This window comes from bacterium (assembly GCA_035307765.1).
GTDB lineage: Bacteria > Sysuimicrobiota > Sysuimicrobiia > Sysuimicrobiales > Segetimicrobiaceae > Segetimicrobium.
In genome coordinates, this window is sequence record DATGHU010000018.1 from 34684 (window position 1) to 58713 (window position 24030).

Below are 24030 nucleotides of genomic sequence, written 5' to 3' on the forward strand. Positions count from 1 at the left end.
CCCTTACCACCACAAGGCGGTCGAGGGACCGTAGAGATCCCTCAGCCCCCGGGGGGTGAAGGTCCGTTTCTGCTCCTTGAAGGACAGGTACTCCGCATGCATGCGCCGGTGCCGCTGATCTGACGTGCGCAGACGCCGGTGCGGCATCTTGATCAGCGCGCGCTCCACTTCCCACACGTTGTGCCGGCTCAACCGCCAGTCGCAGCGAACCAACTCGGTCAGGTCGCCGAGACCGTAGCCAACGATCCTCCCGGTCTCGTTCACGTAGGGGTCGACGTAGCTCATCACCAGATCCCGGATCGTCCTGAACACCGGCGGACGCCCGAAGAGCCCCGGATCGCGGGAGCTGGCGACCGCGCCCCACCGCCTCCCCCGCCGGAACACGAAAAGTTCGTGATCCAGGTCGTCCTGGGATTCAAGATCCACCACCAGCGGTGGGTAGCCGTACCGCTCAAGGATCATCGCCGCCGTCAGCAGCGCCTCGAGGCAGTGGGCCTCCCAATGACGGACCACTCCTCGGAAGGTCCGCAACGTCTCCCCGTGCCGCTCCCAGTTGTAGGGCACTGAACGGACCAGGGCCTGCACCTGACGCGGGGTGCGGTGGGCGCGAACAACCTTTCGTTCCTTGGGGGTGAAGGCCTGCCAGTTGGGCGTGCCGAGGGACATTATCCGAGAACGCGTCCGGGGGGCGGAGCGGCACGGCGTCGGGGCGGCGCCACGAAGGTGCGATGGCGGTCAGCGCTCCGCGCGCGACCCGATGGGCGGCGCACCGCGGCTAGCGTGGCCGCTCGTGCATACCGCCGGCGGCCGCTCGGCGCTGTGATGTCCCGCGCCCGCCCGCGGTTTTCCGCTGACCCTGGGCGAGTTCGACGCTGCGCTTGAGGGCCTCCATAAGATCGATGACCTTTCCCGGTGCCGCGGCCGGGGGGGCTTCGACGGCTTGGCCCTCAGCCTTGGACTTCAGCATCGCCAGCAATTTTTCGCGGTACTCGTCCCGGAACTCCTCGATGTGGAACTCCATCGCCAAATTGTCCACGAGTTGGACCGCCATCTTGCGCTCGTTGGGATGGACCTTCGTCTGCACCGGGAACTCGTCGAGGGCCGAGAGTGCCCGCACCTCGTCGGAGTAGAAGAGGGTGGCCATTACCATGGCTCCCTGATAGGGGCGCAGCGCCACCGGGTACTCTTTATCGCGAATCACGACCTGGCCCACCGCGACGCGGTTGACTTCCTCGAGCGCTTCTCGCAGCAGGAGAAACGCCTTGGCGCCCCCATCATCGGGGGCGACGTAGTAGGAGCGCTCGTAGTAGAGCGGATCGATCTCCTTCAGTTCTACGAATCCGGAGATGTTGACGCTGTGACTGGTATCCAGCGGGATGCCCTCGAGTTCCTCATCGGCAACGGTCACGAACTTTCCCTTGCTGACCTCAAACCCCCGCACGACATCCTTCCACTCGATCACACGATCGTGGTGGGGACAGTACCGTTGGTTCTTGATAGGGGTCAGACACTCGCTGTGGAGCAGCCGGAAGCGCACGTCCTTTTGCTCCGTGGCGGTGTACAGCTTGACGGGAAAGGTGACGAGTCCGAAGCTGATGTGCCCTCTCCAGTACGGCCGCACGTGGATTCCCTCCGTTGCGATCGGCTGAGCAATCGGGTCAAGCGACTGCCGCGCGGAACCCCCCCGCCCGACGGTAAAACGGATTGTATACCGATTGGGAGCTCTCCCGCAAGACGCGGCGAAACGGTAGGCGCACACACGTTCGATAACGATGCTCGAGCCGTCTCCACTCGCGGCCGCAAATCATTTAGGTAGGAGGGTGGCGCTCAGCGCGATGGATCGAAATCCGTAGAGCGGAATTTGAGTGGGGACGGTGGGATGCAGTGGGATAAAGCGGACGCGGTATTGGGCATGTCCTGCGCGGGACGCGGCGCCGCCCGTCAACTTTTGCCGAAAAGGGCTAGCGTGAAACCCGAGGGCCGACGGCCGCTTCGGCCTGGAGCCCCATGAGGTCGGCGAGGTGCAGGTCCGCCACGACGTCGTTGGGCTTGACAGCGCGTAGCGCCTCAAACGCCTGCTCATGATACCCGACCGCTTCCTGATATTTCCCCCCCCGGCTCGCCAGCCGGGCCAATTCGTGATAGATCGTCACCAACTCCGGCATCATCCCCGACGCTCGGCACTGTTGCGCCGCCAAGAGCATCTCCCCCTCCGCGCGCGCCAGTTCTCCCGCTTCAGCCGCCAGGATCCCCACCACGATTCGCGCCCGCGCCGCCTCGTCCGGGAGTCCCACCGCTGCGCTTCGCGCGATCGCCTGCCCCGCAGTCGACGCCGCCCGCCCCCGGTCCCCGGTCACGAAATACGCCCGCGCCAGTTCCGTCAGCGTCCGGCATTCTCCGACCCCATCCCCCAGTCGCTGTTTGATCGCCAGGCTCACCCCGAAATGCTCCAACGCCTCGGACGCCCGCCCGGTTTGCAGCATGAGGATCCCCAAGCTGTTTCGCACGTAGGCAACGTCCTGCAGATCCTCGTACTGCTCGAACAGCGCCCTCGCCCGCTCGTACAAGCCGAGCGCCCCCGAGAGATCACCGTTCGTGCTCAGCACATTTCCCAGTCCCATCAACGCTTCCCCCACCCGCTCCGGGTGGGCCGCCCCTTCGAACAGCGCCTGCGCCTCCGTATACGCCGCCACCGCGTCGTCCATGTGCCCCATTCGCCCCAGCACCGTCCCCAAAAACAGGTGGATCTCCCCCGCCAGCACCGGCTCAGCGCCCGCCAGCCGCGGGAGCACCCCGACTGCCTCCTTATATAGCCGCACCGCCTGAGGAAAGTGGCTCCCCCGGTGCTCCACCGTCGCCAACCCGTGCAGGGCGCGGCACTCCACCCCGGCGTCCTCCGCCGCCCGCGCCGCGGCCAGCGCGCGCTCGAGGTGCCGGCGAGCTTCTTCCAGCCGCCGCAGTCCCAACTCCGCCTCCCCCAGCCCCACCGTCGCCTGCCGCGCCATCCCCACGTGCCGGCACGCCCCCGCCAGCTCCGCCAACTCGGTGAACACTGCCCGAGCGGATTCGTACTGACGGCGCGCCAGCTCACCCCGCCCGCGACTCGCCAGCACCTCCAGCGCCTTCCCCGACACCGCATCCTGGCCGTCCAGAAACGCCGAAACCGGCTGCCCCAGCCGCTCCGCCAGCCGCACCAGGGTTTCCACCGACGGCTTCGCCCGGTCGTGCTCCAATAAGCTGATGAACCCTTTGGTCAACCACGGCGCCCCCAGCGCCTCCTGGGTCAGCCCCGCCGCCGTCCGCGCCCGCTTCAATCGCTGCCCCAACGTCAGTCTGGGCATCGGAGTCCTCCGTCACCATTGCTGGGTTTATAGCGCTCAACTCAGCCTGGAATTCATTAACTATCCCCGGGGAACTTCCTGCTTCCCTTCGCGGCCCGCGGCCTCTGCCAAGATAAACAGACGGCGGAGAGCGCGTACCGCCCTCCGCCGTTTGTTCCGCTCTGACGTGGAAGGAAAGGGTAACGACCCTACGGTGTCGGCGGGTGGTACCCGGCCGGCCACACGACGAACGCGCCGGTCTGCCCGCGGGACGCGTGGTTGTAGAGAGCGCAGATGAAGCCGTATTGTCCGCGGCCCTTCGCGACGAAGGTCAGCTCGCCCTTCTGGCCGGGCTCGAGCTCAACGTACTTGGTGCCGTCTTTCGTCACGCCTTGCTTGGCCTGTCCGGACACCGAGAAGTCCACGGTGGACAGATAGGGCGAATCGAACGAGTGCGGACGCTCGGGATCGATGTTCTCGAGCTGCAGGACGACCGTCTCCCCTTCGTTGACGAAGAACAAGTTCGGGTCAAACTTGTACGAGCTCAAGGCGATCTTGATCACGTGCCGAGCCTGCGCCGGCGATCCGACGCTCAGGCCGAAGAGCAACATCATCACGACCGCTGCGGCTGCCGAAAGTCGTAGCCTCACCGTTTTCCCTCCCTCTGAGCGGATCAACACCTGCCGACGGAGGCCACTATACTATGGATCGGTAAAGAACGTGTAAAATCCTGAACGCGCGGGGCACGCTGCGGGCACCCGGCGTCAGATCCGGACGGGGTCGGTCACCCGCTCGTCGGGCGCCGGAGTCTGCTCCGCGCTTTCGGCAAACCAGGCGATCGTCCGTGCCAACCCTGCCGCCAACGGCACGCGCGGATCGAAGCCGAGCACCCGGCCGGCCTTCGCCAGATCGGGGCGGCGGCGCTTCGGGTCGTCCTGGGGCAGCGGGCGGAACACCATGGGGGATCGGCCCCCGGTCATCCTCTGGATCGTTTGGGCCAGTTCGAGGAGGGTGCACTCGGCCTCGGACCCGAGGTTGACGATCTGGCCGGCGAGATCCGGGTAGGCCGCGAGCCGGTAGACGCCCTCCACAAGATCGTCGATGTAACAGAAACTCCGGGTTTGGGAGCCGTCTCCGAAGACCTCGATCGGCCGACCGGCGAGCCCCGCGCTCACGAACGCCGGGATCGCCCTCCCGTCGTTCCTCCGCATGCGGGGCCCATAGGTGTTGAAGATGCGGACGATCCGCACATCGAGCCCATGCACTCGATGGTACGCCATCGTCACCGCTTCTCCGAACCGCTTCGCCTCGTCATAGACGCTGCGCGGCCCGACCGGGTTGACGTTCCCCCAGTACTCTTCGCGCTGTGGATGCTCGAGCGGATCTCCATAGACCTCCGAAGTGGACGCGAGCAGATACCGGGCACCCTGCGCTCGAGCGAGGCCCAGCGTGTGGAACGACCCCAACGAGTCCGCCTTCATCGTGTGGATGGGATGCGCCAGATAGTCGACCGGGCTCGCCGGGGAGGCGAAATGCATGATGAGATCCACCCGGCCGGTGACCGCAACGGGCTGGGTCACATCGCCCGGCACCAGGCGAAATGCCGGATTCGAGACCAGGTGGCTCACGTTGCGCCGGGCACCGGTGAGAAAGCTGTCGATCGCGGTGACCTCATACCCCTCCGCCAGCAGCCGCTCGCAGAGATGGGAGCCGAGGAACCCGGCGCCGCCGGTGATCAGCGCGTGCCCGCGGGTCATTGTCCGTGCCTGACGGATCGGGTTGCATGCATCCTGCCCCTGATTCGGCCCCCCGCAATCGGCCCCCTCCCCTCGCCCACCCGGCCGGGGTCTCATGTTCGGCGACGTCGGGGGATGGGGATGAAAAGGAAGACCCGAATGCCTGAGGCCAGACTGCCCGCGCGCCCCCACCTCGAGGATGAGGAGGGCCGTCCGCGCAGCCGTGGGTCAGGGGGTGAGAAACTCGGTGACGGGGACAAAAACAATCCCGGCGCGGCGAAATTCCGGGAGAAGGCGGGCGACCACCTCGGGGGCTCCCGTCGTGATGTGGGCCCCGGCCACCACCGCGCCCTGCCGCCTGGCCGTCTCGATCAGGGCGCGCACCTTCCGTTCGATGTCGACGGGAGGGTCGTCGAGGTAGGTCGTGACCAGCACCGTCCGCACTCCGAGACCTCTCGCTACGTCCGATGCTACGGAGTCCGCTGTCGTTCGGTTCTCCTGAAACCACAGCCCGTGCGCCTTGATGGTCCGGAGCACCACGGCCATAACGCGGCGGTCGGCCGTCGCCAACGATCCCGCGTGACTGCTGACCCCGACGACACCAGGGGTGCTGGCCAGGTCATCGTCAACCACGCGCGCGATCTGCGCATCGGACATGCGCACCTCCACGACCCCGCTCACCGGCCCCACATCCGCGGGGTGTCGCGCCTCGAGCGGAAGATGCAGCAGGGGGGTCAGGCCGTGCGCCGCCGCGTCGCGGACGATTCTGGCCGAGTAGCGCTCGTGCGGGAAGATGCCGAGCCCAAAAGGCTCGTGCATCGCATAGATCGGGGCCAGCTGCGCGACGCTCGCCCCCGCGTGCTCGAAAACGATGGCCACGCGTGGAGGCGTCGCCGGGGCGGCGGGATGCACCGCCCAGAGGGCGCACGCCGCCACAAGAACAGCTCGACAGAACCACGGGAATGCGCGCATCACCTGAATATTATACTATGGAGCGAGAGACCGCTCGGGAGGGACGGATGAGCGTCGAAGCCCGACAGGCCCTGGAGCTCAGGGTCGGGCGCATCGTGAGGGCCGAGCCGCACGACCAGGCTCGAACGCCCGCCTACAAGCTCTGGATCGACTTCGGCGCATCCGGGGTCAAAGCGTCGAGCGCCCGGCTCACCGAGCTCTACACCGTCCAGGATCTCATCGGACGGCAGGTCATCGCGGCCGTCAACCTCGGCCCGCGCCGCATCGGCGGGTTCATCTCCGAGGTCCTCGTGCTGGGCGTTCCAGATGAGGCGGGGCGCGTGGTGCTTCTCGCCGTCGAGCGCGACGTCCCGGTGAACGGCAGGGTCTTCTAGCTATCGGCCAGTTTGGCCGCAAGACCCGGATAGACGACGAATCGGGGATGCCGTAGCGTAGGAAGCGGGAGGAGAGCCGATGGGACGAAACCTGCAGGTGACCAGCAGCGCGGGCACCAGCCCCCAGGACCGCCAGTGGCAATCGGTCCTGGACCGGGATCCGACCGCGGACCGTGCGTTCGTGTACGCCGTGCGATCCACGAGAATCTACTGCCGCCCGACCTGCGCGGCCCGCAAGCCCCGCCGGGATCAGGTGGTGTGTTTCCCCACCTCGGTGGCGGCGGAACGGGCGGGATACCGTCCCTGCCGACGGTGCCGCCCAGGAGACGCGGCCGCCGGCGTCCCGAACGTCGATGCGGTGCGGCGCGCGTGCTCGTGCATCGACGAGCGACTGGAGGATAGGATCTCGATGGCCGAGATCGGGGGGCAGGTCGGGCTGACCCCGCACGGGCTGACCCGGGCGTTCAAGCGGGTGCTCGGGATCACGCCCCGTCAGTACGCCGACACCCGCCGTCTGATGTGGTTGAAGGGGCGACTTCGAGAGGGGGAGACCGTGACGCGAGCGCTATACGATGCGGGGTACGGATCCAGCAGCCGCCTGTACGAGCGGGCACCCGACCGGCTCGGCATGACCCCGGGGACTTACCGCCGGGGCGGGCAGGGGATGCGGATCGGGTACACGATCACCGACTCTCCGCTGGGCCGCCTGCTGGTAGCGGCGACCGAGCGCGGCGTCTGCGCCGTGTACTTGGGGGATCTCGACCGGGGCCTCGAGACCGCGCTCGCTGAGGAATACCCGGGTGCGGAGATACGCCGGGAGCACGGCGATGCCGACCGCTGGGTCGGCGCTCTGGTGCGGCATCTGGAAGGCCGCCAGCCCCACCTCGACCTTCCGGTGGATATCCGGGCCACGGCGTTCCAATCGCGGGTGTGGGAGGAGTTGCGGGCGATCCCCTACGGCAGCACACGCACCTACGGCGAGATCGCGCGCCGCCTCGGAGAACCGGGGGCGGCGCGCGCGGTGGGGCGGGCGTGCGCGACGAATCCCATTTCGTTGCTGGTGCCCTGCCATCGGGCCGTACGCGGAGACGGTGGACTCGGCGGTTATCGCTGGGGACTCGGGCGGAAGGAACGCCTGCTCGCGCGCGAGCGCGATTTCGCCGGCCCCGCCCCAGGGCACAAGGAAGAGGTCAGGACGCACTCCTGATCGTGTAAACGGAGTACGGGTCCCCCTTCCGCAGGCACTGCTCGCGCTGCATGGATCGGCCGAAGAGCGCTTCCAACCAACGGTGCACCGTGTCACAGACCTGGGGGTGCGCCGCCGCGAGGCGCATCACCGGACAGTTATGCTCGTACAACCGCGTTCCCCCGCGGCTCCGCTCGAGCCGGGGGAGGAACCCTCGCTCGGTCAAGATCTCCATCACCCGCTCCATGCGCGTCCGCCCCGTCAGTCCTTCCAGGCGCGGGAGATCCCGGGCGATCCATCGATCGCCGATTCGCCTCAACACGGCGTCGAGGCGGCCCGTTCCTTCGCGCTCGAGCTCGGCGAGAACGGATCCGGCGAACTCTTCGTAGGATTTGGGGAAGACCGCTTCGGTCGCGGGGGTCGCGACGTAGACGACGCTGGGCCGCCGGCTGCCGGGGCGCAACCCGCTGCGCGCCACCAGCCCGCGTGTCTGCAGCACCGCGAGGTGGCTGGTGACCGCCGTCCGGGTCAGCCTGAGACCACGAGCCAGGTCCTGAACGGTCTGGCCCCCGCGAATTCGCAGCATCTCAATGATCCGGAGCCTGGTCTCCTGCATCTCCCCCTTATCCTATCGCCCGCCGCGATGGCCTGTCAATTACATCAATAATAACCGAACTATTGACATCATCAGAGCCCCGGTGCTATCGTGGGGCCGATCGGCATCGCGAGACACCGGAGGTGTAGAGATGCAAAAGCTCGCGCCCACCGCGACGGCTCTCATTCTGGCCGCCGCGCTACTCGCTCCGCCCGTCGGGGCACAGGGGACGCCCTCGATCACGATCCTCTCGCCCAAGGACCGGACGACCGTCGCCGGCTCCCAGCTCGTCATACAGACCACCGTCAAGAATTTCGCCCTCGACCCCGTCGCCATCGGCACGGCTCCCAAAGCCGGCGAAGGCCATTGGCACCTCTACGTCGACGGAAAGCTCGCGGGGCTCTCCGCCGACGGGGTGATCTCGATCCCGAACGACGCCTACCCGACGCTTACGGCGGGCTCGCACGTCATCAAAGTGGACCTGCACAACAACAACCACACCTCCGTCGAGGGAGCCAAGGGCGACCAGATTACCGTGCGGGTCGCCAAAACGCTGTCCGCGATGGCGATGGGGGGCCACCCCGGCGTAAAGTTCCTCTGGCCGACCGACGGCGCGACCGTGCCCGCGCACACGATCGTGCGGGTATCGGTTACTGGACTCAAACTCGACCCCGTCGCCGTCGGCACGGCCCCCAAGGCCGGCGAAGGCCATTGGCACCTCTACGTCGACGGAAAGCTCGCGGGGCTCTCCGCCTCGAGCGTCGCGGACGCGACCCTCACGCCGGGATCCCACGTGTTAAAGGTCAGCCTGCATAATAACGACCATACGCCCGTGGCGGGCGCGTCGAGCAGCGAGATCACGGTGCACGTGAAGTAAGCAGTGAGCGCCCGCGTCACGGCGACCCTCGGGTTCGCCGCTGCGGTCGGCCTGGTGGTGGCCGCGGTCGGGCAGAGCACACCCCCGACCGCGGCGGCCCCCGGGCGCGTCACCATCTCGATCATCCAGCGAGTCCCGACAAAGCCGCCGACGTGGGGGTTCGTCCCGGCGTCGATCACCATCCCGCCAGGGACCATCGTCACCTGGAGGAATGTGAAGGGCAACAGCGAGTTCCACACATCCACATCGTACGAGGACGTGTGGAACTCCCCGGTGCTCAACCCCGGCGAGAGCTGGTCGCTGACCTTCACCAAGCTCGGCCGGTTCCGCTACCACTGCACCCCCCACCCCTGGATGACGGGGGTCATCACGGTCGCAGCGGGGGCGCCCCTTCCCCCGCCGGGCCCCAAGTAGCACGCCGCCTCTCGCCGGCTCCGACCCCGCCCTCTTCCCCCGGCCGTCGTCTAAGCCGTGAAGGTTCTGGGCAAGATTTTGATGGGAAGAAGAATCGGGCACCGGAGAGAGATCGCGCTATGCAGGGTCGATCCACGTTCATCGGACGGTTCGCCTTCGTCAGCCTCGCGGTGACGCTGCTCATCGCGTGGGGGTTCGGGTGGCTGCTCAGCCGTTGGATGATCCACACCGCCTTTGACGACACCGTGCGGGGGACGGCGGAGACGGTCTCCACAGCGATCACCCCGCAGATCGCCCCCGAGGACCTCGTCGATCCAACCCCGGCCAGCGTGGCGGCATGGGCGCGGCGGCTGCGCCAGGTGATCGGCGGGGACATCGCCCGGGTCAAGGTCTGGAACGCCGAGGGCCAAATCGTGTACTCGGACAACCCCGCGCTCGTCGGCCGGATCTTCCCGCTGTCAACGGAAGACCAGCTGCGCGAAACGCTGACAACGGGGCGCCCCACCAGCGACCTCAGCGTGCTGGCCAGGGCGGAGAATGAGCGCGAGCGGACCTCCGGGCGCCTCCTAGAAATTTACGCGCCGGTCACGCTTGCGGGCGGCGTCAAGCCCGTCGGGGCTTACGAAGTGTACCGCCAAGCCGCACCGCTCATCGCGAGGATCGGGGCCATCAAGCAGTTTGTCTGGCGAACCTCAGCCGCCGCGTTCGGGCTGCTCTTCGCCTCGCTGTTCTTCATCGTGAACGCCGCGAGCCGCCCGATCATTCGTCGACAAGAGGACCTGCGCCACGCATTCGTCGGCACCGTTCGCGCCCTGGTGAGCGCGGTGGAATTCAAGGACGCCCACACGGCGAGCCACTCCATTCTGGTCGCCGAGTACGCAACGATGACGGCGCGCGCGCTCGGGCTGAGCGACGAGACCTGCGAGGACATCCGGATGGCGGCGTACCTGCACGACCTCGGGAAGATCGGCGTCCCGGATAGCGTGCAGCGGAAACCGTCGGCGCTGACCCAGGAGGAAGGACGGCAGATCCGCCGTCATCCCGCGATCGCCGCGAACATCATCGAAGCCGTCCCGTTCTCCCAACGGATCAAACTGGCGGTCCGGCACAGCCACGAACGTTGGGACGGCGCCGGGTATCCGGACGGCCTTGAGGGCGACGAGATCCCGATCGAGGCCAGGATCCTCGGTGTCGCCGATGCTTTCGAGGCGATGACCTCCCACAGACCCTACCGACGCCCCGTGGATTCGACCTCGGCGATGGACGAGCTGACGAGCCACGCCGGCACCCAGTTCGACCCCCGCGTCGTCGACGCGTTCCTGCGCGCACTCGGAATGCAGCGGGACGGAGAGCCGGTTCGCGGCCCGCTCCCCGCCCGCCACCCGCACCCCAGCTCCGCGGTCTAAAGGCTCCGGCGTGCCGCGGCCGCCCGCGCTTGTGCGCCCGTCTTCGATCTGCTACGATGATCGCACCGTGGAAATGACCTGCGACCTCAGCCAACGCCCGCGCGAGTGCATCTGTCCTCCGCGGAGGTAACGCGCCTCCGCATCCAATCGTCATCCCGCAGTTCGACAATTGAGGAGGGTTTCGATGAGGACGGCAGAGCCTCGCCTTGGCGTTGTCTTTGAACATCCCGTATGGTTCACCCCGCTCTTCGCAGAGCTGGATCGACGGGAGATTCCGTACGACAGCATCGATGTGAGCGCCCACGGTTTCGATCCCGGCGTGCGCGCGCTCCCCTGGTCAATGGCGCTCAACCGCATGAGCCCATCGGCGTATCTGCGCGGCCACGGACAGGCGATCACGTACACCCGCGAGTACCTTCGCTACCTCGAGGCGGCCGGCGTCGACGTGGTCAACGGCGCCGCGGCCTTCGAATTGGAAACCTCAAAGGTCTCGCAGCTCTTGCGGCTCGCCGCCCTGGGGCTCCCCACGCCCCGGTCGCGGGTCATCAACGATACGTCCCTTTTGCCCGCGGCGGCGGAGGGACTGCGCTATCCGGTGATCGTCAAGCCCAACATCGGCGGCAGCGGCGCCGGCATGCAGCGGTTTGAGACCCCCGAGGCGCTCCGCGCCGCGGCGGCCGACCGCACCCTTACCTTGGGCGTCGACCACACCGCACTGGTCCAGGAGTTTCTGCCCGCTCGCGGGGGACACATCGTCCGCGTCGAGTTCCTCGACGGCCGGTTTCTGTACGCGATCAAGATCTACCCGACACTCGCCGCCGGGTTCAATCTGTGCCCGGCCGATATCTGCCATCCGGACGGCCGCGTCGTCGCGGCCGGGGCAGACCTGTGTCCCGTCGACCTCCCCAAGGTCGCGCTCCGGGTCGAAGGCTGCACGCCGCCGGCCGAGGTCATCGGCGACGTCCTTGCGATCGCAAGGGCATCCGGCCTGGACCTCGGGGGGGTCGAATATCTCGTCGACGATCGCGATGGACGCGTGTACTACTATGACATCAACGCGCTGTCGAACTTCGTCACCGACGCGGTGCGCCTCGTGGGCTTCGACCCCTATGCGGTGTTGGCGGACTACCTTGTCGCCCGCGGCCGGCTCCGAGAGCCCGCTCGGCTTCGCTCGTAGCTGCGCCCGGCGGAGCCGGGGGGCGCATCAGCCGGCGACGAGACCGGGGAGCCGCCTGCGGATGATCCGCTCGGCCTCGGCGACGATCTCGCGGACGATCTGGGCGGCGGGGATGATCGAGGTGATCAGCCCCGCCGTCTGCCCCATCTGCAGGTTGGACTCGTCGGGGTCGCCCCGATCCCGCGCCGAGAGGAGTTGACGGCCGATCTCGTAGCGCCGCTGGCGCACTTCCCACTCCCGGCCCGCCCAGCGCTCGATGAACCGGTTGCGGGCGACGCGCGACATCGCGCCGGGCCAGACCCGGCCCGAAGCAATGTCCGCGATTTCGGTGAGCATCGTGTTGTGCCCGTCGCTATCGAGGATGGCCTGCTTGTAGGCCTGAGCGATGGGCGCCTCGGGCGTGGCCAGGAACCTCGTCCCCAGCAGCACCCCCTCTGCGCCGAGCGCCAGCGCCGCGGCGAGGCCGGCCCCGTCCGCAACCCCGCCCGCGGCCAGCACCGGGACCGGGTCGACGGCGCGGACAACCTGCGGGACGAGGGCGATCGTGCCCATCCACCCGACGTGGCCGCCCCCTTCCGTTCCTTGAGCGACGATGATATCCGCTCCGGCCTCGACCGCCCGGACCGCCTCGGGCACGCCCGACACCATATGCATTACCAACGACCCGGCGTCATGCGCGCGACCGAAAAACGGGCGGAGGTCCTGATCCGACCAGGGCCACGCCGTCGACACGACCCGCGGCCGGGCCTCGAGGGTGGCGGCAAACCGGTCCTCTGTCGCGAACGCGAGCAGATGATTCAGCCCGAACGGCCCCGGGGTCAGCTCCCGGATCCGGCCGACGCCGGCCCGCTGCTGGTCCGGAGGGAGGAAGGTAACGCCCAGGGTTCCCAGCCCACCGGCGCCGGTGACCGCGGCGACGAGAGCGGGGTTCGTCCCCGACGCCATCCCGCCGAGAACCACAGGGTGGTCGATCTTCAACGCTTCGCAGATCCTGGTCCGCAACATTTAGGGCTCCTCCTCCATCGACCGGGGCGGCGTTCGGGGTCAGGGGGCCGCGAACAGCTCCTGCCCCCCGAGATCGTTGAGCCGCAACTGCGGTACGTCCGACGAGATCGTCAGCGCCGCGCCTTGATGTTCTCCCGCACCGAAGAGGACGAGGCCCGTTGCCCCGCTGCGGGCGACAAACAGTCCCAACCGCTCCTTCTCCGTCCCATCGTAGAGCCTCAGCACAGAGGCGCCGTCCCGGGTCATCCCTATGCGCAGGCGGTGGTGACCCGCCCCATCCACGATCTCGAGCCCCTGACCACGCAGCACCCGCCGATACGTGGTGAGTTCTTTGAGGGTAAGCACGAGCACGCTCAACAGGATCGCCGCGAGCACCCAGGCGGCGGTCGACAGCTTCATCAACCGCTCCAGCTTCCGGACGCGGATCTGCAGGGCACCAATCGCCTCGCCCTCCATGGGAGGACACCTCCTTGCCGCACTGCCGGCAGGAGATGCCCCTTCGCCCGGCGCCCCGCAAATCCTCCGGTGCGGGTATCTGCGGCGACAGCGGGAGTTACCCTAGAGTTCCAGGAATTGTACAGGGGGTGGGTCCCCGCCGCGATCGGGGGCTTGCCGTGGTGAGGTTCGGGAGGCCTGCCGATGCGGATCACGAGGGTCGACGTCTTCGGCTACGATCTGCACTACGTGCACGGCCGCTACGTCATGTCCGCCGGCCGCGCCGTCGACGCGCTCCCGAGCACCGTGGTGCGGGTGGCCACCGATAACGGGCTCAATGGCTGGGGGGAGGTCTGTCCGCTGGGCCCCACCTATCTCCCGGCGTTCGCGGCGGGGGCGCGCGCCGCACTGCGGGAACTCGCTCCTGCGGTCATCGGGTGCGACCCCAGCAACCTGGGGCTGATCAACGATCGGTTGGACGCCGCCCTGCGCGGCCACGGATACGCAAAAAGCCCGATTGACATCGCCTGCTGGGACCTGTTTGGCCGATCGGCGGGGGCGCCCGTCGCCGCGCTCCTGGGCGGTCAGCGGCAGCCCCGCTATCCGCTGTACATCGCGGTGCCGCTGGGGCCGGCGGGCGAAATGGCGGGCTACGTGCGGGCGCGGCGAGCGGAAGGGATTCACGCCTTCCAGCTCAAGATCGGCGGGGACCCGCACGTCGATCGAGACCGCGTCGAGGCCGTGCTCGGGGTGACCGACTCCGCGGACATCGTGATCGCCGACGCGAACGGCGGCTGGGCGCTCCAGGACGCGGTGGTCGCCGCCCGCCTGCTCGACCCGTTCCAGCGAATCTACCTCGAGCAGCCGTGCGCCACGCTCGAGGAGTGCCTCGCCGTGCGCCAGCATACCACCCTGCCGTTCATCCTCGATGAGGTCGTCACCGACGTTCCCTCGCTTCTCCGCGCCGTCCGGGCCGGGGGGATGGAAGCGATCAACCTGAAGATCAGCAAGGTCGGTGGGTTGACCAAGGCGCGGCTGATCCGCGATCTGGCTCAGGCCCTCGGGGTACGGATGACCATCGAGGACACCTGGGGCGGGGATGTTGTCACCGCGGCGATCAGCCATCTCGCCGGCAGCACCCGCCCCGAGATGCTGTTCACCGTGTCGTTCATGAACGACTGGGTGCGGGAACACATCGCCGGGCACAGGCCCCGATCGCAGGATGGAATCGGGACGACGCCGGACGCCCCCGGATTGGGCGTTGAGGTCGACGCCGCGGCACTGGGGACGCCGCTGTTCAGCTGTCCCGCATGACGGACGACACCAGGCGAGCGGTCGGGCCCCGCCCCGCGTGGCGCGCCAGATCCCATCACATCATCCACCGCCGCACCTGGCGGCAGTTCTTCCAGCGAATGGGACCGGGGATCGTGTCGGGGGCCGCGGACAACGATCCGGCGGGAGTCGTGACCTACATCCAAGTCGGCGCGACCACGGGAGTGGGCCTGCTCTGGCTCATGTTCCTCGCGACGCCGATGCTCTACTATCTCGAAGAGATGTCGACCCGGCTGGGGGTGGTGACCAAGCGGGGGATCGGACGCGTCCTCCGCTCTCACTACGGGCCCCGGGTCGCCGCGGCCGTGGTCGGGCCGGTCGTCCTCTCCAACGTGCTCACGATCGGCGCGGACCTCGCCGGCACCGCCGCCGCACTGGCACTGCTCACAGGGATCGCCTGGGAGTGGTGGGTCGTGCCGCTGGCGGCGCTGCTGGCCAGCACCCTCATCTTTGCCAGCTACCGGACGATCAGCCGGTTCCTGCTGCTGCTGACGCCGCTGTTTGTCCTGTACATCATCACGGGCGTCATCGTCCACCCGGACTGGAACCGAGTGCTGCGGGCGACGTTTGTGCCGACGATCAAGTTTACGCCCACGTACTTCACGGCCGCGCTCGGCCTGTTGGGGGCGACACTCACCCCATACATGTTCTTCTGGCAGACCACCGAGGAAGTAGAGGCTCGCCGCAAGGTCGAGGACTTATCGGGTGAAAACGTCGATGTCGCGGCCGGCATGGTCTACGCGAACCTGGTCTTCTACTTCATCATCCTGGTGGCCGCGGTTGTGCTCTTCGGGCGGGGGGTCAACGTCCAGACCGTCCAAGACGCCGCGCTCTCGCTGCGGCCGCTGGCCGGCCCCGGCGCCGGTCTGCTCTTCGGGCTCGGCATCATCGTCAGCGGTACCCTCGCCGTCCCCGTGATGGCCGCCTGCACCGCGTACAGCCTGGCCGAGTTGTTCGGGTGGGCGGAGGGGCTCGACAAGAAAATCTGGCAGGCCCGGGGGTTCTACCTCCTCCTCGCCGGGGCGCTCGCCGTGGGGGGTGCCATCGCCCTGCTGCACATCTCCCCCGTCACCTTGATGTTCTGGTCGCAGATCGTGAACGGGTTCCTGCTTGCGCCGCTGTTCTTCGTCCTGGTGCGCCTGGCGAACGACCCTCGCGTCCTCCGCGGGCACACCAACGGACGAATGTCGAACATCGTCGGGTGGGGCTCGGTGTTGCTCACGCTGGCGCTCGCGCTGCTGACGCTCCAGCAGCTCGTTGGCGGCGGCTAAAGGATCCCGGCGCGCCCCCGGCGCCACACCTCACCCTCCACCCCATCGAGGAGGTCTGGGATGGCCGACGCCGTGTGTGAGTGGGCCTCCGGCGGTGCTGCCGAGGGAGCGCGCGCGCCGGTGTGCCCCCGGCACCCTTGCCAGCGGCCGGCATGAGCTGGTTCTGGCTCGCGCTGCTGAGCGCCGCGGCGACCTCGGTCGTCGGCATCGTCGACAAGATCGTGGTCGACCGGGTCCTGCGCGACCGCTGGAGCTTTCCGTTCTTCATCTCGCTCTTTCTCGGTCTCTACGCCGTGGGGCTCCTCGTCGTCCGCGGCGCCTTGGGGCTCTTCCGGATTCCGCCGGCGCCCGCTCTGGCGATTGCGCTGCTGCCCGGGATCCTGCAGTATCTGGCGTCGGTTCTCTACACGCGCGCGCTGCTGAGGACCGACGCGGCCACGGTGGCCGCGATCACCCAGACGGCCCCGCTCTTCTCGGTGATCTGGGGATGGCTGGCCTTCGGGGAGGTCTTCAGACCCTTGGGCTACGTCGGGATCGTGCTGAGTGTGGCGTGCTGCGCCCTGCTCAGCATGGAGCAGGGGCAGCGGCCGCGCCGGGCCCTCAATCCTCTGCTGGCGATCATCGTCGGAAGCGCCGTGCTGCGGAGCCTGGGAGACCTGTTTGTGAAGGTGACGCTCGGGGGCCAGGACTACTGGAACACCTTCGGCCTCAGCCGTGCCGCGCTCGTCCCCATCACCCTGGTCCTCCTGGCCCACCCCCCCCACCGGCAGCTGATCGGGCGCTCGCTCCGCGCCCGAGGCGCCGTGCTGCTCGGGGGGATGGCGGCGCTGGAACTCCTCGCCATCGTGCCGCTGGTGCTGAGCACGATGGCGTACGGTCGCGGCCCGCTGGCCCTGGTCTCGGCCGTCCGGTACATCTCTCCCCTGTTCGTGCTGGCCCTGACCGGCCTGCTCAACCGCGTGCACGCCGGGCTTGTGCCGGATCGGGACGGGACAAACCCCTTCCCGCGGCGCGCGGCGCTGACGGTCGGGATTCTCGCGGGGGTGGTGATGCTGCGCGCATAGCCGCCCCACACGGGGGGGGTCGGGGGAAATCTCCGGCGGAACGGGCCGGGGAAAACCGACGGTCCTGGACGGATCCGTGCTACGCGCCCCCGGCGGCTCGGCGCCCTCGGGATCGGGCCGAGCCGCGCGCCTCAGCCGGCGATGTCGCGGAAGACCCTGAGAAAATTCAACCCGAGCAGCTTGCGCAGTTCCTGCTCGCCGAACCCCCGCCCCGCCAGGTGCACGGTCAGGTTCGGCCAATCGGCGAAGGTATCGTACCCCCTGAGGCGTCGCTCGGGGGTGAGGCGGTGCTCCGTGAGCCGGAACCCCGCCCAGTCAAATGAGCCGGGCCGGTGCCGGGGCATCGAGGCCGGGTACTCGACGATCGACTCGGTCCCCGGCCCCGTTCCCGCCTTGTCCGTGCCGATCCCCACGTGGTCGATCCCACAGATATCGACGAGGTGTTCGACATGCCGGGCGAAGTCGTCGAGCGTCGCCTCCGTCGACTCCGAGATGAATCCGGGAACGATGACGACGCCGAAGTATCCACCGCGGTCGGCCACCGCCTTCGCCAGCTCATCGGTCTTGCCGCGGTCGTGGTAGCAGACGGCCTTGCTCGCCGAATGGGACACCACCACCGGCGCCGTCGACACCTGCAGGGCGTCCCATCCGACCTGCTCGCTACAGTGGCTGACGTCGACGAGGATCTTCCGCTCGTTGAGACGGCGCACCACCTCCCGGCCGAAGTACGAAAGGCCGCCCTGGTGGGCCTCGGTGCACCCATCGCCGACCAGGTTCCGGAGATTGTACGTCAGCTGCACCATCCGGACGCCTAGTTGATGGAAGTAGTCGACCCGGTCGAGGTCATCGCCGAACGGGGTGGTGTTCTGAAAATCGAGGACGATGCCGATCTTGCCGTCCCGGTACGTCCGATCGATCTCGTCGGCATGCCGGCAAATCACCAGCGAGCCCTGGAGCGCGTCCGCAAAGGCATAGGCCCTGGCGATCGACTCGCAGGCCCGCTCAAATGCCCCCCCCATCCGGTGAGCGCCGGAAAACGTCCCGCAGGCCACGGTGACGCCGGACCGGCGCCACAGGTCCAGATACTGTTCGCGGGCCGCGGCGGAATCCTGGATCTCCCGGACCGCCATCACGGACATCTGCGGAGCGACCTCGTCGCGTCCCAGCCCCTGCCGGGCGTGTTCCGCGACCGCGGCCTTCATCTTCTCCGTGTACAGGAACCCGTTGATCGCCGGGGGTTGCTGGCTGTCGATCACCAACGCCTCGTAGTGCAGCTTTCGAGCTTCCTCCGGCGTCAGGCTCGGCTTGCGCCTCTGGGCCATTCGCTTCCTCCGCAACACTGGGACGGCTAAACACCAGAACGAGTACGGTGTTCCGATTCCGCCCGGGATCGGCCACCTCCTTGCACCGCCACGTGCCCCAGCCGTCGAAATCTCCAACTCATCAAGCTCTGCCGGGGGGCGGGGACCTCGCCGGGGCAGCTCATCGTATGAGAGGTTTCGGGGGTTTCAGGCGATCCGGCAGTGGGGCCCCGCGCAGAGGCGGTGGGGTGCCCGCGGGGATCTCCCCGCCCCTACAATCCCTGGGTCACGGCGCCGGGGGGCTTGAGCGACCCACGATCGTCATGTACGCTTACCTTCGTGGCGGACCAAGCCCCGAGGCGATCTCGTCGATCGGCCCAGCGCCCGGCTCCCGGCGGCCATCCCACGAGCGTTTACGCCGAGCGCCGGCGGGTCGCGGCGCCGCCTCACGATGGAGGTTTTAGAGTGGCCCGGATCACGCTCACGCTCCTGCTCCTCACCCTGCTCATCAACCCGCTCGGCGTCGTGGCGGCGCCGGCCGATCTGGCCGTGGCCCGGGAGGCCATCGCCACCCTGGAGAGCCATCATTGGAACCCGCACCTCGATCTCCCCGCCATCATCGGGGCCGGGGTTGGCGGACTGCGCCTGGCCCTGCAGCACGCCGGGATCGATGCGACCGACCTTCAAGAACTTCCGGCGGGGCTGGACGAACCGGCGGCGCTCAACGCCTTCGGCGACCGACTCGATCGCGCCGCGGCCTTGGCCGGGGGGAAGATCCCGGAACGTACGCTGCTATACGCGGGCCTCAGGGCTATGCTCAAAGCGGTGGGGGGATCGCACACGGTGTTTCTCACCCCGACGCAGCGAACGGTCGCGGAAGCGATCCTCCAGGGGAAACCCTACGACGGCATCGGGATCAACTTCGTGAAATTGGACCAGCACTGGATTTTGAGCGCGGTCATCCCGGGTGCCCCCGCCGACCGCGCCGGGGTGCGCCGGGGGGATCGGGTCGTGCAGATCGATGGCGTCGCGGTGGACGGAATGGACAGCCCTGAGATCCAAGGTCTCTTCCTCGGCCCGCCCGGCACCGTCATGCAGATGACGGTCCTCCGGGGCACCGCTCAACTGCCGTTCGTGATCGGGCGGGCGGCGGTCACCAGACCGGTGGCCGACAGCCGGATGATCAACGACGAGATCGCGTATCTCAAACTCTATGGGTATTCCCTGGGATCGGGGAAGATCATCCGGACAGAGCTCACCCGGCTGCTGGCGGCCCGTCCACGCGGGCTGATCGTGGACCTGCGGGAGGACGGAGGCGGGCTCATCACCGAGTATGTCGAAACGATGGGCCTGTTTCTCCCGCGGGGGACCGTCATTTACCGGGAAATCGGGCGTGACGGCGTGGCGAAGGTCGGGAGGACAGCGGGCGATCCGATCGTGCCGCCCATACCCCTGGTGGTGCTCATCGATTCCGGTGCCGCCTCAAACGGCGAATTGAGCGCCGCCGCGCTCAAAGAGCACCTCGGTGCCTCCCTCGTGGGCGAGCACACGGCCGGCGAACTCGAATATGCCACGCTGCTGCAGCTCATGGATGGATCCGGCATGAACGTCGCATTCGCCCGCGTCCTGACGGCCAAGGGGATCGAGCTCGAGGGCCACGGATACCCACCGGATGTCGCGATCCCGCTCGATCCCGGCAGCACGCGCGATTTTCAATTGGAATGCGGAGTCAGGGTGATGGTGGAACGCCTGCTGGGGGTTCCATCCAAGGCTTTGGGGTGCGACCACTCGGGGCTGGCGTCGCTGCCGCGGGCTTCGTAGCCGCTGCCGATTACCCTCCCGCGTCGACGCGCAACCGGAATTCGGACCACATCTCGTCCACCGCGTCCGGCCGGTACATCACGTCCAGGGCGGTCATCGTCAACCCCTTCGCGGCCAGGACCATCGCCTCAAACCCCCTGGCGGAGCCCGCCGCTTCACGGAACTCGGGGGTGTGCCCGGAAATGTCGGCCGAGGTGATGCTGAGATACGGGTGGATCGTCGGCACCACCAGGCTGACGTTGCCGATGTCCGATGAGCCGACGCCTCCGCGCGTCGGCGGTTGATCGCCCTCGACGCCGAGGCGCCGGAGGTTCTCGCCGAACAGGCCGGCGAGCACCCGATTGTTGTTGCGCTCCGCGTAGATGAGGCCTTCGGCAAACTCGACGCGCGCCCCCGTCGCCGCCGCACCCCCGTCGGCGCAGCGCTTCACCCGGGCCATCACTTCCGCGAGCGCCTTCTGGGTGCCCGCCCTGACGATGAACTGTCCTTCCGCAAAGGCCGGGACGACGTTGGCCGCATCACCGCCGTGGGTGATGATGCCGTGGATGCGCACGTCGCTGGTCACGTGCTGCCGCAGGGAGTCGATGGCGTGAAAGGTCTGGAGGAGGCCGTTGAGTGCGTTGACCCCTTTCTCCGGCGTGGCCGCGGCGTGCGACGAGCGGCCGCGGAACCGGATCGTCAGCGACTGGGCGGCGAGCGCCCCGCGCGTCCATAGATTCAGTCGCGCGGGATGGAACATCATCGCGGCGTCGACCCCCTCAAAGATGCCCCGCTCGACCATGGTCACCTTCCCGCCGTCCCCTTCCTCGGCCGGCGTCCCGAGCACGGTCAGCGTGCCGGGCAGGCGCGGCACGGCACGCCGCAGCGCCACGGCCGCACCCACACTGGCCGTGCAGATCAGGTTGTGCCCGCAGGCGTGCCCGAGTCCGGGGAGCGCATCGTACTCGGCGAGCAGGGCGATGCACGGCCGGTCCTGCGTGCCGCGGACTTCGGCGCGGAACGCGGTCTGGAGGCCCGCGATCCCCGGCTCGACCGCGAACCCTCCGTCCGTCAGGAACGCGCCGAGCCAGCGCATCGCCTTGTGCTCCTGAAACCCGATCTCCGGGTTGTCGTAGACCTGCTTGCTCAGCGCTCCAAGCGCGGCCCGCATCGCGTCGATCTCTCTGCAGACGCGGTCCTTGAGCGCGGTTAAGTCTTCCATGGCGTGGGCACCTCGCGGGGGACGGACGTCGGGTCGATGGCTGGCGGGTTCTCCACCCCCACCCCTCTGCCCTGCCGATGGAGCAGGATCCTGGTGGAAGATTGGTTCATCCCCGGTCGCGGGCGAGGCCCGCCCGCCCGATCGGAGGGTGGTACCGCTTCCCGGCGCGCACCACCGTGGTCGGCACGAGCCGCCGCCGGCCGAGGCGGTGCCGGCCGTGGGAATCGATCAGGTCGAACCGTCCCTCCTGGAGATCGCACACCACCGCGTCCCCCCACGCACCCACGCGGAGCGTTCCGATCCGATCCGCCATGCGTATCACCCCGGCGGGCACGGCGGTCACCCTGCGCAGCGCCTCCTCCAGGGACAGGCCAAGGTGCAGGAATTTGCTCAACGTCGTGGCGAGGTCGTACACCGGACCGTCGACGTTGTACCGGTGCAGGTCGCTCGAGATGGTCTGGGGCAGCACCCCCTCCCGCAGCGCCTGCTCGGCGACCTCCCAGCTGAAGCTCCCCTCGCCGTGGCCGACATCAAAGACCACTCCCCGCTCCATGGCCTCGCGCACTGACCGGCGGACCTTTCCCTCGGGGTCGAGGATGCCGTGCGTATGCGCGTGGAAGCAGTGTGTCAAGATGTCGCCGGTGCGCATCACGGCGAGGATATCGTCCAGCGAGTCGCACCAAGCGCCCTGGGGATGCACCATGATGGGGAGGCCCACCGCGTCGGCGGCCGCCCGGGCCAAGTGCAGGGGCCGGATCCCCGCCGCTTCGCCGACGATCGCGTTTCGGGTCAATCGAACCTTGACCCCCAGCAACACATCGCGATGCCGTTCGATCGTGGCGATGGCTTTGGGCATGCTGGCGTACTTGATATCGTCCAGCTCGCCGACCTCCCGCGACAGCATCCCCTGCGAGGAGATGTTCAGGTGGGCGAGCAGTCGGGTCGCGGCCACGTCGATCACGTACTTCCGAAACCCTGGGAAGGTATCGGCCCCGGCCGACCCGGCGTCGACCGCGGTGGTCACCCCTTTGGCGACGCAGTGCGGATCGGCTTCGATCCCGTAGTGGCTCACGCCGTAGAACACGTGGACGTGCAGGTCGATCATCCCCGGAGCGATCACCCGCCCGGCGCAGTCGATGAGTTCGGCCGACCCGGCGGGTAGGGCGTCGGCAACGGCGGCGACTTTGCCGCCGGCGAACGCGACATCCTTCCTGGCGGAAATTCCCTGCGCCGGGTCAATCAGCGTCCCGCCCTGGAGCACCAGGTCGAACGCCGCAGGCGCGTTGGCGTCGGAGGTCATCGAGCGGTGCCTTCGCGACCCGGCACCGGCGCGCCTCCTCCCGCGCACAGGAAATTCCTTCGTGGCATGGAAACCCTCCGCACAACCCGGGGGTTCGGAGGGTGTCGATGGCGGGGCTTCACGCCGCGCTGGACCGCAGCGCGGATGCGCACCTAGGCGAGGTGGAGGCGATCGCCGCGATCCCCGCTCCAAGCTTCCAGGAACACGACCGTGCGGTCTACGTGGCGCAGCGATTTCGGGAAGCGGGTCTCAGCGCGATCGCGATCGACGAAGCCGACAACGTCCGCGGGACGCTGCAGAGCGGGGCCGCGCGGCCACACGTCATCCTGGCCGCGCACATGGACACGGTCTATCCGCGAGAAACACACACCCCACCCCAGCGGTCGGGGACGAAGCTGCTGGGGTCCAGCGTGAGGGACAACTCGCCCGGCGTTGCCGCCCTGATCACCTTGGCGAACGCCTTTCGCGAGGCCGGGCACCCCGCGGTCGGGCGCCTGGAGTTCGTCGCGACCACAGGCGAAGAGGGATTGGGCGACCTCCGGGGGATGCGCCACCGGCTGCGGCCGCAGGAGGTCCGGCCGGATGCCGTACTCGTGGTGGACGGCTCGCTCGGGCAGATCATCCACCAGGGCATCGCGGTGAGACGGTTCGCGGTCAGGTACGAAACCGATGGGGGGCACAGTTGGGGCGACTTCGGCGCCCCGAACGCCATCCACGAGGTCGCCTCCCTCATCCACGCGCTGACCGGGACGCGCCTTCCCTCGGACCCCAAGACCACGCTCAACGTCGGGGTGATCCATGGCGGCACATCGGTCAACACCATCGCCGCGGCGGCGGAGATCCAGATCGACTTTCGGTCCGTGGAGGGACGGTGCGTCGACGACCTCACGGCGCGCCTCGGAGCACTGACGCAGCCATTTGAAGAGCGCGGGGTGCGGGTCACCACCACGATCATCGGGGATCGCCCCGGGGGCCGAATCCCCCCGGACCATCCGCTGGTCGCAGCGGTCCGGGACGCGCACCGGGCGCGCGGCATCGAGCCCCGCCTGGCCGCCGCCAGTACCGACGCGAACATTCCGCTGGCCATGGGGATTCCCGCGATCTCGATGGGCGTCTCCGGAGGGGGTCACGTGCACTCACCGCGCGAGTGGTTGGACACCGCCTCGCTCCTGCCGGGTCTGCACCTGCTGGCCGATGTCGTGTCCCACGTCGTCAAGGTGGCCCGCCCGTGAGTCACCGGCGC

Annotated in this window: 23 protein-coding genes; 11 read left to right on the top strand and 12 right to left on the bottom strand. The window is 68.3% G+C overall.

The features are described 5' to 3' along the window. Nucleotides 1-3: 3 nt before the first annotated feature. The 6 genes from VKV57_06260 to VKV57_06285 form a co-directional block, all read right to left on the bottom strand. Nucleotides 4-666, bottom strand: coding sequence for a hypothetical protein (locus tag VKV57_06260; GenBank protein ID HLW59516.1), 663 nt, complete (start codon nucleotides 664-666; stop codon nucleotides 4-6). Between the two features lie 109 nt (nucleotides 667-775). Beyond that, nucleotides 776-1621 (bottom strand): Ku protein, encoded by an 846-nt coding sequence (locus VKV57_06265; protein ID HLW59517.1) that lies wholly within the window; start codon nucleotides 1619-1621, stop codon nucleotides 776-778. A gap of 340 nt (nucleotides 1622-1961) precedes the next feature. Next, nucleotides 1962-3341, bottom strand: coding sequence for a tetratricopeptide repeat protein (locus VKV57_06270; GenBank protein ID HLW59518.1), 1380 nt, complete (start codon nucleotides 3339-3341; stop codon nucleotides 1962-1964). 188 nt (nucleotides 3342-3529) lie between these two features. After that, the gene (locus tag VKV57_06275; GenBank protein ID HLW59519.1) at nucleotides 3530-3970 is read right to left on the bottom strand and encodes a cupredoxin domain-containing protein; all 441 of its coding nucleotides are present in this window, start codon (nucleotides 3968-3970) and stop codon (nucleotides 3530-3532) included. Nucleotides 3971-4084: 114 nt separating this feature from the next. Further along, the gene (locus VKV57_06280; protein ID HLW59520.1) at nucleotides 4085-5077 is read right to left on the bottom strand and encodes a UDP-glucuronic acid decarboxylase family protein; all 993 of its coding nucleotides are present in this window, start codon (nucleotides 5075-5077) and stop codon (nucleotides 4085-4087) included. A 207-nt stretch (nucleotides 5078-5284) separates the two neighbouring features. Further along, complete coding sequence (locus VKV57_06285; GenBank protein HLW59521.1) at nucleotides 5285-6028, bottom strand: divergent polysaccharide deacetylase family protein; 744 nt, start codon at nucleotides 6026-6028, stop codon at nucleotides 5285-5287. A 47-nt stretch (nucleotides 6029-6075) separates the two neighbouring features. On the opposite strand from VKV57_06285, the gene VKV57_06290 reads away from it, so the two are divergent. After that, nucleotides 6076-6402 (top strand): tRNA-binding protein, encoded by a 327-nt coding sequence (locus tag VKV57_06290; GenBank protein ID HLW59522.1) that lies wholly within the window; start codon nucleotides 6076-6078, stop codon nucleotides 6400-6402. 79 nt (nucleotides 6403-6481) lie between these two features. Further along, nucleotides 6482-7609: a bifunctional DNA-binding transcriptional regulator/O6-methylguanine-DNA methyltransferase Ada gene (ada, locus tag VKV57_06295; GenBank protein HLW59523.1), complete on the top strand. Its 1128-nt coding sequence runs from the start codon at nucleotides 6482-6484 to the stop codon at nucleotides 7607-7609. On the opposite strand, the gene VKV57_06300 is transcribed toward ada, so the two are convergent. Then, entirely contained in the window at nucleotides 7593-8204 is a 612-nt protein-coding gene (locus VKV57_06300; protein HLW59524.1) for a helix-turn-helix domain-containing protein, read from the bottom strand. The genes ada and VKV57_06300 overlap by 17 nt on opposite strands. Before the next feature lie 130 nt (nucleotides 8205-8334). On the opposite strand from VKV57_06300, the gene VKV57_06305 reads away from it, so the two are divergent. The 4 genes from VKV57_06305 (at nucleotide 8335) to VKV57_06320 (ending at nucleotide 12057) form a co-directional block, all read left to right on the top strand. Further along, nucleotides 8335-9060, top strand: a complete 726-nt coding sequence (locus VKV57_06305; protein ID HLW59525.1) for a hypothetical protein — start codon at nucleotides 8335-8337, stop codon at nucleotides 9058-9060. 3 nt (nucleotides 9061-9063) lie between these two features. Then, complete coding sequence (locus VKV57_06310) at nucleotides 9064-9474, top strand: plastocyanin/azurin family copper-binding protein (protein HLW59526.1); 411 nt, start codon at nucleotides 9064-9066, stop codon at nucleotides 9472-9474. Between the two features lie 119 nt (nucleotides 9475-9593). Then, complete coding sequence (locus tag VKV57_06315) at nucleotides 9594-10880, top strand: HD-GYP domain-containing protein (protein ID HLW59527.1); 1287 nt, start codon at nucleotides 9594-9596, stop codon at nucleotides 10878-10880. Between the two features lie 184 nt (nucleotides 10881-11064). Continuing rightward, on the top strand, nucleotides 11065-12057 hold the full coding sequence (locus VKV57_06320; GenBank protein HLW59528.1) for a hypothetical protein: 993 nt from the start codon (nucleotides 11065-11067) through the stop codon (nucleotides 12055-12057). A gap of 27 nt (nucleotides 12058-12084) precedes the next feature. Here the strand turns inward: VKV57_06320 and VKV57_06325 are convergent, their stop codons facing one another. Together VKV57_06325 and VKV57_06330 are read right to left on the bottom strand one after the other, a co-directional pair. Further along, the gene (locus VKV57_06325) at nucleotides 12085-13062 is read right to left on the bottom strand and encodes a nitronate monooxygenase (protein ID HLW59529.1); all 978 of its coding nucleotides are present in this window, start codon (nucleotides 13060-13062) and stop codon (nucleotides 12085-12087) included. 39 nt (nucleotides 13063-13101) lie between these two features. Then, a complete protein-coding gene (locus VKV57_06330) occupies nucleotides 13102-13518 on the bottom strand; it encodes a hypothetical protein (GenBank protein ID HLW59530.1) in 417 nt (138 codons plus the stop codon). A gap of 183 nt (nucleotides 13519-13701) precedes the next feature. Here VKV57_06330 and VKV57_06335 point away from each other — a divergent pair, with 183 nt between their 5' ends. The 3 genes from VKV57_06335 to VKV57_06345 all read left to right on the top strand — a co-directional run bounded on the left by VKV57_06335 (nucleotide 13702) and on the right by VKV57_06345 (nucleotide 17164). Continuing rightward, the gene (locus VKV57_06335) at nucleotides 13702-14811 is read left to right on the top strand and encodes a mandelate racemase/muconate lactonizing enzyme family protein (GenBank protein ID HLW59531.1); all 1110 of its coding nucleotides are present in this window, start codon (nucleotides 13702-13704) and stop codon (nucleotides 14809-14811) included. Then, entirely contained in the window at nucleotides 14808-16100 is a 1293-nt protein-coding gene (locus VKV57_06340; protein HLW59532.1) for a divalent metal cation transporter, read from the top strand. The genes VKV57_06335 and VKV57_06340 overlap by 4 nt, the downstream gene beginning before the upstream one ends. A gap of 122 nt (nucleotides 16101-16222) precedes the next feature. Beyond that, entirely contained in the window at nucleotides 16223-17164 is a 942-nt protein-coding gene (locus tag VKV57_06345) for a DMT family transporter (GenBank protein HLW59533.1), read from the top strand. Nucleotides 17165-17295: 131 nt separating this feature from the next. Here VKV57_06345 and VKV57_06350 read toward each other — a convergent pair whose 3' ends face one another. Beyond that, entirely contained in the window at nucleotides 17296-18486 is a 1191-nt protein-coding gene (locus VKV57_06350; protein ID HLW59534.1) for a membrane dipeptidase, read from the bottom strand. Nucleotides 18487-18930: 444 nt separating this feature from the next. On the opposite strand from VKV57_06350, the gene VKV57_06355 reads away from it, so the two are divergent. Further along, nucleotides 18931-20286, top strand: a complete 1356-nt coding sequence (locus VKV57_06355; GenBank protein ID HLW59535.1) for a S41 family peptidase — start codon at nucleotides 18931-18933, stop codon at nucleotides 20284-20286. 10 nt (nucleotides 20287-20296) lie between these two features. On the opposite strand, the gene VKV57_06360 is transcribed toward VKV57_06355, so the two are convergent. Then, on the bottom strand, nucleotides 20297-21487 hold the full coding sequence (locus VKV57_06360) for a M20 family metallopeptidase (GenBank protein HLW59536.1): 1191 nt from the start codon (nucleotides 21485-21487) through the stop codon (nucleotides 20297-20299). 106 nt (nucleotides 21488-21593) lie between these two features. After that, complete coding sequence (locus VKV57_06365; GenBank protein ID HLW59537.1) at nucleotides 21594-22787, bottom strand: amidohydrolase/deacetylase family metallohydrolase; 1194 nt, start codon at nucleotides 22785-22787, stop codon at nucleotides 21594-21596. 107 nt (nucleotides 22788-22894) lie between these two features. On the opposite strand from VKV57_06365, the gene VKV57_06370 reads away from it, so the two are divergent. Further along, the gene (locus VKV57_06370) at nucleotides 22895-24019 is read left to right on the top strand and encodes a M20/M25/M40 family metallo-hydrolase (protein HLW59538.1); all 1125 of its coding nucleotides are present in this window, start codon (nucleotides 22895-22897) and stop codon (nucleotides 24017-24019) included. Nucleotides 24020-24030 lie beyond the last annotated feature (11 nt).

Coding starts and splice junctions, on each gene's coding strand:
- VKV57_06320 (HLW59528.1), top strand. CDS start 11,065: ATGAGGACGGCAGAGCCTCGCCTTGGCGTTGTCTTTGAACATCCCGTA.
- VKV57_06340 (HLW59532.1), top strand. CDS start 14,808: ATGACGGACGACACCAGGCGAGCGGTCGGGCCCCGCCCCGCGTGGCGC.
- VKV57_06325 (HLW59529.1), bottom strand. CDS start 13,062: ATGTTGCGGACCAGGATCTGCGAAGCGTTGAAGATCGACCACCCTGTG.
- VKV57_06290 (HLW59522.1), top strand. CDS start 6,076: ATGAGCGTCGAAGCCCGACAGGCCCTGGAGCTCAGGGTCGGGCGCATC.
- VKV57_06365 (HLW59537.1), bottom strand. CDS start 22,787: ATGACCTCCGACGCCAACGCGCCTGCGGCGTTCGACCTGGTGCTCCAG.
- VKV57_06350 (HLW59534.1), bottom strand. CDS start 18,486: ATGGCCCAGAGGCGCAAGCCGAGCCTGACGCCGGAGGAAGCTCGAAAG.
- VKV57_06335 (HLW59531.1), top strand. CDS start 13,702: ATGCGGATCACGAGGGTCGACGTCTTCGGCTACGATCTGCACTACGTG.
- VKV57_06305 (HLW59525.1), top strand. CDS start 8,335: ATGCAAAAGCTCGCGCCCACCGCGACGGCTCTCATTCTGGCCGCCGCG.
- ada (HLW59523.1), top strand. CDS start 6,482: ATGGGACGAAACCTGCAGGTGACCAGCAGCGCGGGCACCAGCCCCCAG.
- VKV57_06260 (HLW59516.1), bottom strand. CDS start 666: ATGTCCCTCGGCACGCCCAACTGGCAGGCCTTCACCCCCAAGGAACGA.
- VKV57_06360 (HLW59536.1), bottom strand. CDS start 21,487: ATGGAAGACTTAACCGCGCTCAAGGACCGCGTCTGCAGAGAGATCGAC.
- VKV57_06270 (HLW59518.1), bottom strand. CDS start 3,341: ATGCCCAGACTGACGTTGGGGCAGCGATTGAAGCGGGCGCGGACGGCG.
- VKV57_06300 (HLW59524.1), bottom strand. CDS start 8,204: ATGCAGGAGACCAGGCTCCGGATCATTGAGATGCTGCGAATTCGCGGG.
- VKV57_06330 (HLW59530.1), bottom strand. CDS start 13,518: ATGGAGGGCGAGGCGATTGGTGCCCTGCAGATCCGCGTCCGGAAGCTG.
- VKV57_06285 (HLW59521.1), bottom strand. CDS start 6,028: ATGCGCGCATTCCCGTGGTTCTGTCGAGCTGTTCTTGTGGCGGCGTGC.
- VKV57_06370 (HLW59538.1), top strand. CDS start 22,895: ATGGCGGGGCTTCACGCCGCGCTGGACCGCAGCGCGGATGCGCACCTA.
- VKV57_06280 (HLW59520.1), bottom strand. CDS start 5,077: ATGACCCGCGGGCACGCGCTGATCACCGGCGGCGCCGGGTTCCTCGGC.
- VKV57_06315 (HLW59527.1), top strand. CDS start 9,594: ATGCAGGGTCGATCCACGTTCATCGGACGGTTCGCCTTCGTCAGCCTC.